Annotated in this window: 3 protein-coding genes; 1 reads left to right on the top strand and 2 read right to left on the bottom strand. The window is 41.7% G+C overall.

The window, feature by feature from the left end; all coding sequences use genetic code 11:
• Positions 1 to 40: 40 nt before the first annotated feature.
• Together MHN81_RS27860 and MHN81_RS27855 are read right to left on the bottom strand one after the other, a co-directional pair.
• Positions 41 to 283, bottom strand: coding sequence for a hypothetical protein (locus MHN81_RS27860; RefSeq protein WP_239427365.1), 243 nt, complete (start codon positions 281 to 283; stop codon positions 41 to 43).
• 153 nt (positions 284 to 436) lie between these two features.
• Positions 437 to 7,381, bottom strand: coding sequence for an RHS repeat-associated core domain-containing protein (locus tag MHN81_RS27855; RefSeq protein WP_239427364.1), 6,945 nt, complete (start codon positions 7,379 to 7,381; stop codon positions 437 to 439).
• A 1,083-nt stretch (positions 7,382 to 8,464) separates the two neighbouring features.
• Between MHN81_RS27855 and MHN81_RS27850 the strand changes: the two genes are divergently transcribed.
• The gene (locus tag MHN81_RS27850; protein ID WP_239427363.1) at positions 8,465 to 9,736 is read left to right on the top strand and encodes an aminotransferase class I/II-fold pyridoxal phosphate-dependent enzyme; all 1,272 of its coding nucleotides are present in this window, start codon (positions 8,465 to 8,467) and stop codon (positions 9,734 to 9,736) included.
• Positions 9,737 to 10,145 lie beyond the last annotated feature (409 nt).

Here is a 10,145-nt window from a genome sequence, read left to right as displayed (position 1 = left end):
AAAGTTGATATTTTGATCATTTTTGAATATTTATCTATGGCTACGTTAATTCTTCAAATATCAAACCAGTTAATCCGCTTTCAGCTACGGCATCCACGAATTCTTGTGTCGCAATAGGAGGGTGGGTTATGTGGTTCTCAATTTTAAACAGTGCGGGAGGGCAGTGTGTTATTGCCTTGAATACAATACTTCTGATGTCGGTAATGTAACCATCAAACATTGACACTTCAGATTTTTCCAAGTCTAAGATGTCTTCAGTGCTTGTTGTATTAAAATAATACACCTTCTTCCCACGAAAGAGCATAGGAACCCATTGACCACATGATGAAAGTTTATCGTTAAAGTTTTTTTCTCACAAAGCGTATATCGGTATCATTCTTAACAGTTAAGAATTTATACGCTTCATCAAATAATATACGATAAAGTTTCATGTGTTTTATTGTTCCCAGAATTTATAGCCATTAGATAACTCACCTCTAATGCCATTTAATATTGCCCGAGTGTGACCTTTGTCTACACCCATTTGAACTCTAGAATTGACGGCGCTGATAGCCTTATAAGAGTGCAGCCCTTCCCCTCTATGGGCAACCGAAATAGTACCATAACTAGTCTTTACTCTGGTGTTGGCTGGTAGCCACACTAAGTTGTCAGCACTATTGATGCCTATCCCTACTTCACTCAATGCATCTCTGGCAGCCTTTGCATCGACATGACTGTGCCCCCAGAAAACAATGTGATGAGCTTCCCAACCTTCCCCGGGTTTAGGGTTGCCAGCATCAGTTAATGCTTTTTCTAGAGATTTTGAGCTAGGCCTTCTAACCTCTGCTACAACTTCTTTTACTGCGGCTCCTAGCTTTGCTGCAAGTTTCTTTTCAGCAGCTAGTTGCTCAGGGGTTTTTGGTATAGGTAGTGGTGGCAATCCGGGGAAAAAAGGTATAGTTGATGCCGTTTCAGTCCCATTAAAGTTAGGAGGGCCACTTGTTGGATTACCGTCTTGGTCTGTCCATCCACTTTGATTGGTACCATTATCCCCAACATCGCTTTTCTTTGCAACCTCACTTTGCGACAGTATACCTGTTATCGACTTCGCACTGTTAATACTCTCATTCTGCTGTTGCGCACCACTATTCAAATCTGAGTAAGTCTCGCGCATAGCATTTGCAACCACTTGCTCTCCCATCATGGTTGCTTGTTTTCCAGCAGATAGTTCAATCTCGCCGAATGTTGCACAAAATGGTTGATGCTTACCTTTAATTGATGTACCACAATACCCCGTTGGGTCTATCCCCGCCAGCGGATTATTCATTATATATGAATACGGGTTAACGGATTGCGAGTTTCCTGGCGACTGAATCACGGGGTCAACACTCATAAACCTACCTAGATTATAGTCGTACACCCGGCCATTCATATGAATGAGTTCTAATTCATCTAAATGCTCGTGATCAGTAAATCCACGGCTAGTTTTTGCTGTATCAATATCATCTAACTTTGCAGTGAACTTTAAAGCACCCGATGCTGCACGCGGTTTACCAAATGGGTCAAAGTTACGTTCAGTAACCACATAACCATTGGAATTGGTGATAAGCCTTGCACTGCCTAGGCGGTCTTTATGCAGATAGCGAATATACGGGCTTGCGCCTGATTTAGTTGAAATAACCGCAACATCACCAATGTAGGCGCGCGTTGTGGTGTTACCACCTTCAACGTCAATTTCATAATGTTTGCCCGCATAATAGGTGGTTTTACCCGCTTGAACTTGCTTGAAGCGCATATGGTCTGCACCATAAACAAAGTCTGCTGTGATCCCATTTTTAGTAATACGTGTCGGTTTATCCATGGCGTTGTAGGACGCTGCGCTAAGGCCATCACCTTTTATCATATTACCGCGACCATCATAACTAAAGCCTACCCAACGTCCGTTTTTGTATACTTTCTTGACCGCATTTGCGCCACCACCACTGTAGCCTGATATATGGGTTGAATAATTGTAGGCGGTAGCATAGTCAGACTTTTTCGTGATATTACCCACAGCATCGTAATCATAGCTAATGGTTGTATAGCCTTGAATTTGATTTGATTTTAGACGATGCAAATGATCGTATTGATAGGTCTCATCATATTCATTTCGCGCACCGAGTTTACCCGACGCTACTGACATGCCTTTTAGGTTACCAAACCCATCATATGCGGTGTACTGAATGGTTAACAGGTTAGTGTTATTTTTATGGGTATAGTGCTCGACCATTTGGCCGGTTTGACGGCTATAGTAGGTATTGGTTTTTAAACCGTTACCCAAAGTTTGAGATTGAATCGCACCAAAAACATCTCGTGCTGTTACCTGTTGGAAACGATAACCACTGGCCTTGTTTCTAATTTCTGACTGATACCCTTTGTTGTCATAAATATATTCCAAAGTCAGGTTATTTGGATAACGTACCCCTTTAATACGACCATAATTTGCATCATAGAATGTCTTCGTTGTAAAACTACGATTATCACCGCTCACCGTATGTGAAATAGCGCGGCCTAGTCCATCATAGCTATAAGAGTGCGTAACCCCATTGCCCGCGGTACTAGACAACTGACCGTATGAATTTGTATCAAAGGTGTAGGTATAGGTCTTCTCACCGGTAGCACTTCTTCTAATAACGCGACCTAACGTATCAACGTTGTAATGCACAGATTTAGAATTACTGCGTGTTTCTCGCTGTACTTCCCCAAAACCGTTACTTACAAAGTTTGTGCTACCTTGATTTGGATCTACAACACGGAGTTTATTACCAAAGGCGTCATATTTGGCTAAAATATTGTACCCATTGGCATCTTGTATCACAATTGGCAGGCCTTGACCATTATAGGCGTAGCGAGTACGACCACCGAGTGCGTCAACTGTTTCAATCAATTGATTTAAACCGTTATGGCTACGGCTCATTTCACCTAAGTGAATGTTGTAACACGACTCAGACACGTTAATATTGGTCTTAAAACCAGTATAAGCGTATTCAGCAGTCATAGTACCACTTGAAAATGGACTACATTGTTGGTCAGTCACTTTACGGTCAATACGACCCAACACGTCATAGTTTCCATAGTGCACACCGTACTTGACCTGCCCCCATTTATACGGCTGAGACTCAAATAGCGGATACCCTTTTGTGTTAAAAGTAGCGTCTGTAAAAATCCAAGCACCATCTTGCCCCATAGCCATAGTACGAATGGTCCGGCCCAGCTTGTCAATGAATGCCACTTGTTCAGGCGTACCAGCGGCAACTGTTCTGATTTGCTTAACGGCATCTCTAGGCGCATAGCTTCCCGCCCTTTGCACAGCAGTGTAAACCGTGGGAGAACCCTCTACTTTTTGGCTATATGGGCGCAAGTAATTATCGTATGTATAGTCCGTAGTTAGGTAATCAGCTGAGTTTACTTTTTTATGAACTAATTTTTTTTGACCTGTTTTAGGGTCAGTGATAGTACGAACCAAGTGCCCTTTCGTATTGATTACATCAAAAACATAGTAGCCGGTCTCATGAGCTGAGGTGCCATTGAGCGTATAAGATATTGACTGAACGCGGCTTTGGTCAGTCCATCTTGCATCATTGTAAATCCGAGCCGTCTTAGTGATTTTAGTCGGCAGACCATAGCTATTGAACTGATATTCGGTCCGGTGACCAGCGCCTGACGATCCACTCACAATGACTCTTTGTGCTTTTCGAGCGCTACTAAAGTTACTGTAACTCGTAGTGATTGTGGTGCTGCTATCTAAAGGCTTTTCGCTCCCTCCATACAGTCTGTATGGATCGTTTGCGCTTCGCCTTGAAACAGACTCTTTAGTAACAACGCTGCTCCTTAGTATATTTAACCACCAATCCGAGGTATTGGCCTCATACCTGTTCACAGTGGTTGTTTTGACCAAGCCACTACTATCTTCAAGGCTCTGCTCTGACTTAATTATATTTCCATTTCTGTCGATAGAATGCACCTTAGTGCGCTTTTCAACAAGTATGTTCTTAGTGTCTAAATCACGCGTTACTTCATAACTTGAATTGGCATAAATACTATAAACATTTGAGATGCTATGGTTTGCATTGTCCATCCAGGACGTTTCTGACTGGCTAATTGCTCGGTCTTCAATTGGGTCTAGAGGACGACCATTTTTAGGGTATTCAGATAGTGCAAATGTTGCTTTTCTCTTTAGCTTGCCTGTATATGGGAAGTGCTGACGGAACTCAGACTGTGTGATAAGCCCCTTGGTAATGTCCGCTTCAATTATTGCCCTAAAACCAGAAAATCCTCTACCTTGGTTATTAAACAAAGCACCGCGATAAGCATACCTGCGAACGAAATCTCCACCTATACCATTGTCTTGTTTAAACTCATTGACAACATACATACTAGAAGTAAAGTTTTGGTAGCCTTCAGTAATACTCCTGTCGCTCTGATATAGCTTTGAGAGCCCGGTAATACCTGTGCTAACAGACGACGAAAGTGGACGATACTGCCATTCACTTTTTAGGCCTTCCCCGTTTGTTACTGAGTTCAACAAGTCTAATGGACGATAGCGACTACCATTGGTGCCAGAGCCCGTACCATAGTTGCGACTAACGTTGACTTTGCCTTGCGCATAACCAGTTGGTGTTGAATCTAAGAAGCGACAAAAAGATCCACCTGAGCCGCTCTCACAACCATAATTGAACACAAGATCAGGTAGGCCATCACCTTGCGCATCAACCATTGCAGACTGATAAACAGACCCGATAAAGTCTGTACTTGATTTAACGAAGCTGCCATTTTTTAATTCTAGTTTTGAGAATGAATAGATACTGCGATCATAACTACCAGTAACAGACTTTACTTGCCCTTCACCGCTTGGAACAGTCCCTGTGTAAATTTCTTCGCCGCATAGCTCAGTAATTCTTTCCCCACGATAACGGTAGTGAGGGACGTTGTAACAACCTCTCACTTTGATGCCGCTCGGTATCAACAGTTCTTCTTTACCATCGGCATCGATATCCGCTACTTTAATAGCATCGCCGTATTTAGGTATTTTAGCGCTTCTTATGCTTTCTCTATCACCACCAAAGCCAAAACGCTCTTCAAAAATAAAGGTACGACTAAACACGCTCGAGCCCGTATAAACCGGGGCAGTAAAAGACCCATTCCCTGTGCTATATCTAACAAACAGTTTGCTGCTGTTGGTTCTTGGCTTGTACCAACCAAACCAGTCTTTGAGCCCGTCACCATTTAAGTCTGCGAAACGATAGTAGCGACCCCATGCATTTTCGTGCCTGTATGTGTAGTCACTTTCATCATCCCAATTTATGGCTTTAGAATATGAAGTCAAAAGTTTGCCATCAGCTGACATGAGCTGAATTGATGCTAATTTTCCCTGCCCTCTATCGTTGGAGCTGTGGGATACACGATAGAAGTCCGAAATGCCGTTGCCATCGAAGTCCCCACCCAGTGAGTAAGATTCGGAAGGTGTTGCTGTATTCGCACGTTTATTCACAGAAAACAGTTTTTGTTTATATGACGATGAATACGGCGAAGAAAAGTTACCAGTGTGGTAATAGAAGTTTATCGAGTCAGCACTATATGAGTTTGTTTTTTCGTAGATTACAAGGTCAGGTAAACTATCGCCATTCATATCACCTACATGTAAAAATGAAGACAACTGCGGTATTTCAATATAAGTATTGATCTTAGTCGCAGTGCCGTTAGCATTACTGCGATAAAGGACCAGCTTTTTCTTAGAGCCAGATGAGCCTGCGTCAAAGTCAAAATCGTCTGTCAGTCCATCTAAGTTGTAATCTGCAGTTTGGGAGTTGCAGTTTACCTTTTCGCCGCTGGTACCTGAAAATTCACAATCCGTCAAAGGGTGGGTATTACTTGAAGTATTACCTTCAGCGTCAATATAAAAACCAGGCCAATCTCTTGCACCGTCGCCGTTTCGATCGCCATTTGGTAATACCGCCGCGATGCTCTTCCCAGCGTTAATATTAACAAACGTACCTCTTACCTTAGTTGCTTGGTCTGCCCAATCAAATGTGGTTTTAGGTAAACAATAGCTACCTGTTGCGCCGTAACACAACTCAACAGAAGCAAGTAGGTCTAAACCTGAGGCCTGACTAGTATTGTAGGCTAGTGTATATTCTCGAGTTTGAAGCGTGTTATGTTTTGTTGTAATACGCTTAAGTCGTTGTGTGTTTTCATAGGACACACCATGGTGATATTTGGTGGTTGGATCAGTGGCTTGTTCATATTCAAAATGGATATTATGGAGCCCTTCATGAGCGCTACTGTTACCGGTGTAATTAATTTTATCCAACAGTTTTTCATTATTACCGTAACTTACATAATTGTAATGAATAAAGTTTTTCTTGGTTGCATCATGTGTGTAGTCAATTAGCCAAGCGTATGGCCCTTTACTTTGACTACGGATATCACGACTATTGCTGGAACCACCAAAAGCACTCACATGGCCATTTTTATATTTTACAATAAAGTAGCTAGAATTTGAGTTCAAAGCGCCACTTTGCGTCACAAGTGCAAAGCTGTCCATTTCAGTTCTATACTGAGTGCCACTTTGGCCATATTGACCGCTGACGGCCACAAGCTTTTGGCCATTTAAGCACAACCTGTCACTGTTACTATATTGTGGGTTTTGGCTATAGCCTTCTTGTGCATAGGTAGCAGCGCAGCGCGTAATTGCAGAGCCTGCCGACAATGACCATCCTTTACCCGCTAATCCACCACCTGAGCGCGAAGAATAACTCAATGATACTTTCGGTTGCATGCCAGCACGTCCAGCAGTTAATTCAATAGGTATAGAATATGTTGCTCCGCCACCACTTACACCTGCACCGCCTTTGATCGTGCCAACGTTATCTACACGAGGTGCGCTAGGGCTTATAAATGATGCGTTGTCAGGTACTAATGCAGTCAGTTCAGCATATTTAGTATCAAATATGTTTTGAACTACACTGCCAGAGGCGATGCGTGAACAGCTACTGCGATAGCACAAAGCCACTCGAACTTGTGCAAAGTCGTTAAACCTGTCATCAAGCCTGACCGAATTCTCAGTGGTGTATAGTAGATTTTCCCATTGACCGTTTTCATTTAATACTTGAATCGCATACTTTTCAGCCCTCAGAGCTGCAGACCAAGTAAGCAGTCGCCCTTGATTATCGGCAATGATTTTTGCGCTGTATTCACTGGCACTAATAGGCCTTGGGACCATGACTGGTTGACCCCATAAACCGATAGGCATAAATAAGTTGCCAGATTTAGCATGTGCTATTGAGGCAAAAGCTGTCATTTGCATAAAGCACAAAATAGCGATTGCATAGAGTAACTTAGGTTTGTGTAGTACGCTAATCAATGCGTAAGACTCCTTTTAAATATTCGCAATAATAAAGCCTGTTCTAACCAATATTGACATAGACATGATCGTAAATTTGCAAAAATCACCGCGATAAAATGTAGTTATTGAGGAAATAACCACCAACTTTGTTAATTTAAATCCGCGCAATATACATAAAAGCACATCAATAAACAAGATTAGAAAAGTCAATAATTACAACACTCTATGATGTAATGAAATATTTATTGTTAAATTTATTTCAATTCTGAATATCTGCTAAATCGTCTTTGCCCATTTCAAAGTTTGCTAATGCAGGTTTGCAAACTTATAAGGTGCAAATACACCATTTAATAAAAGTGAGCAGCAAACATAAATCAATAGAAAAGTAACAATTCAAACGGAATTTCCCTTATTGCATCTCAGGCCTTTCAAATGTGCCTCGCAATAATAACCCGCTCGGCTACGTTGCCTGTATATTTAATGAGCACACCAATAGCATGGATACAAAAATCATTCGTTCATAGTCACTATATGTGGCGAGACACATTGCTCAAATTTTTATTTATGGTCGGATTTTTTGGAGATGACCTGATAACTTTTAATTGGTGAAAGTTGAGTCGAGTATTCAAATAAGTATTACTGGCGAAGAAAGTAATTTCTACTCTGAGTTAAGTTAGAGCAGCGGTTTTACCTTCTGAGCCTTTAAACACTTTCGTAAATTTAGTGCTCAGCTTTGTCCAAAGCTCAGGGCGTATATTGGGAGTTATGGTCAACTAATTCCAGGCAGTGATGTCAGTTGCTCTTCCACAACTGCAAGTGTCTTCATATCATTGTAACTATACCCTTTTCGAGATGCAGGAGCACATCAGATCACGCTTCATACATCACTCTAATCATAATTAATCAACCGATTTAGAGTATTCCATTATTTCTATCGTACTAGTGCCGACTCTATCAATTGTTTAATAGAATAAAAAATATGCTACATTCTCTTTGTTTAAAATTTATCGATAAGCTTGTTGTGCCCTAAACGATGAGGAGTTCAGCACTGGTGGCACGACAAAAGGGCTTATATTTTATGCACTATTTAGGGAGAATTTTGTGAAATTAGAGTCTATTGCGTTACATGAAGGTTATACATCAGAGCAAACCACTAAGTCTGCCGCTGTTCCCATTTACCAAACCACTTCATACACCTTTGACAATACAGAGCATGGTGCTGACCTTTTTAACCTTGCGGTACCGGGCAACATTTACACCCGTATTATGAATCCAACTAATGATGTATTGGAAAAGCGCCTTGCTGCAATGGAGGGCGGCATAGGCGCTTTGGCCGTGTCGTCCGGTATGGCTGCAATTACCTATGCAATTCAATGCCTCACACAAGTGGGGGACAATATTGTTAGCACTAGCCAATTATACGGGGGTACCTACAACTTATTTGCACATACTCTACCTAGACAAGGTGTAGAGGTAAAATTGGTTTCATATGATGATTTTGATGGGTTTGAATCCGCGATTGATAGAAACACTAAAGCTATTTTTTGCGAGTCTATCGGCAATCCTGCAGGCAACATTGTGGATATTAATCGTTTAGCTAAAATAGCGCATAAACACGGTGTTCCTGTGATAGTAGACAATACTGTCGCAACGCCTTATCTATGTCGCCCTTTTGAACTGGGTGCAGATATCGTCGTACACTCATTAACGAAATACATCGGAGGTCATGGCACCTCAATTGGCGGTATTATTGTTGACTCAGGTAAGTTTGACTGGGTAGCCAACAAAGAGCGCTTTGCAGTTTTAAATGAGCCCGACCCATCTTACCATGGCGTTGTTTACACTGAAGCTTTTGGACCAGCGGCGTATATCGGGCGATGTCGCGTTGCTCCATTAAGAAACACGGGGGCTGCACTGTCGCCGATGAATGCCTTTCAAATTCTTCAAGGGCTTGAAACACTGGGCTTAAGAATGGATCGCCACTGCGAAAATGCAGAAAAACTCGCCGAGTTTTTAAAGCACCACCCAAAAGTAGAGTGGGTAAACTATGCAGCGCTCAATGATAGTCCTGATAACGAGAATTGCCATAAGATAACTAGTGGCAAAGCTTCAGGCATACTCAGCTTTGGTATAAAAGGTGGTATTGAAGCATGTTCAAAGTTTATTGATGCATTAAATATGGTTCTTCGTTTGGTTAATATCGGTGATGTAAAGTCATTGGCGTGTCACCCTGCATCCACAACACATAGACAACTAAATCAAGCAGAGCTTGCCTCGGCTGGCGTCAGCGAAGATCTAGTTCGTATCTCGGTTGGCATTGAGCATATCGATGATATTATTGAAGATGTTTCTCAAGCATTGGAAAAAGCTTAGAGCGCTACTTCTGGTCGCGATTTGTAAGATTCGACCAATGTAACTACACTGAGTCAGTTTAAATTGGCTCAGTGCCGTGAGGCCTATTAACGTAACTTGTTAATCCTAAAGGTTTCTGGAAAGTGGTTAAAATATCTTGAGAATTTACATACAGTGCTATCCCAACGGGTAGTGAACCAACCTTTCATTCTCGTTTCAATGGCTATTTTGTAAAAAATATATTTCAACGCGCCGTCAACAATTGCGAGAGCTCTAAAAAGGTTTTATGACTAATTACAATACAACACTCCTCTAAAGTAAAAAGTCAGCACTCTTATACACCACATTTAGTTTTTCCTCTTAGAAACCATGAGCAATAAGTTAACAATAAACAGGAGGAAACCCAAAGCACCTATAACAAACTGACCGT

The organism is Pseudoalteromonas sp. Of7M-16 (assembly GCF_022347805.1).
GTDB lineage: Bacteria > Pseudomonadota > Gammaproteobacteria > Enterobacterales > Alteromonadaceae > Pseudoalteromonas > Pseudoalteromonas luteoviolacea_F.
This window is presented reverse-complemented; position numbering and strand designations above follow the sequence as displayed.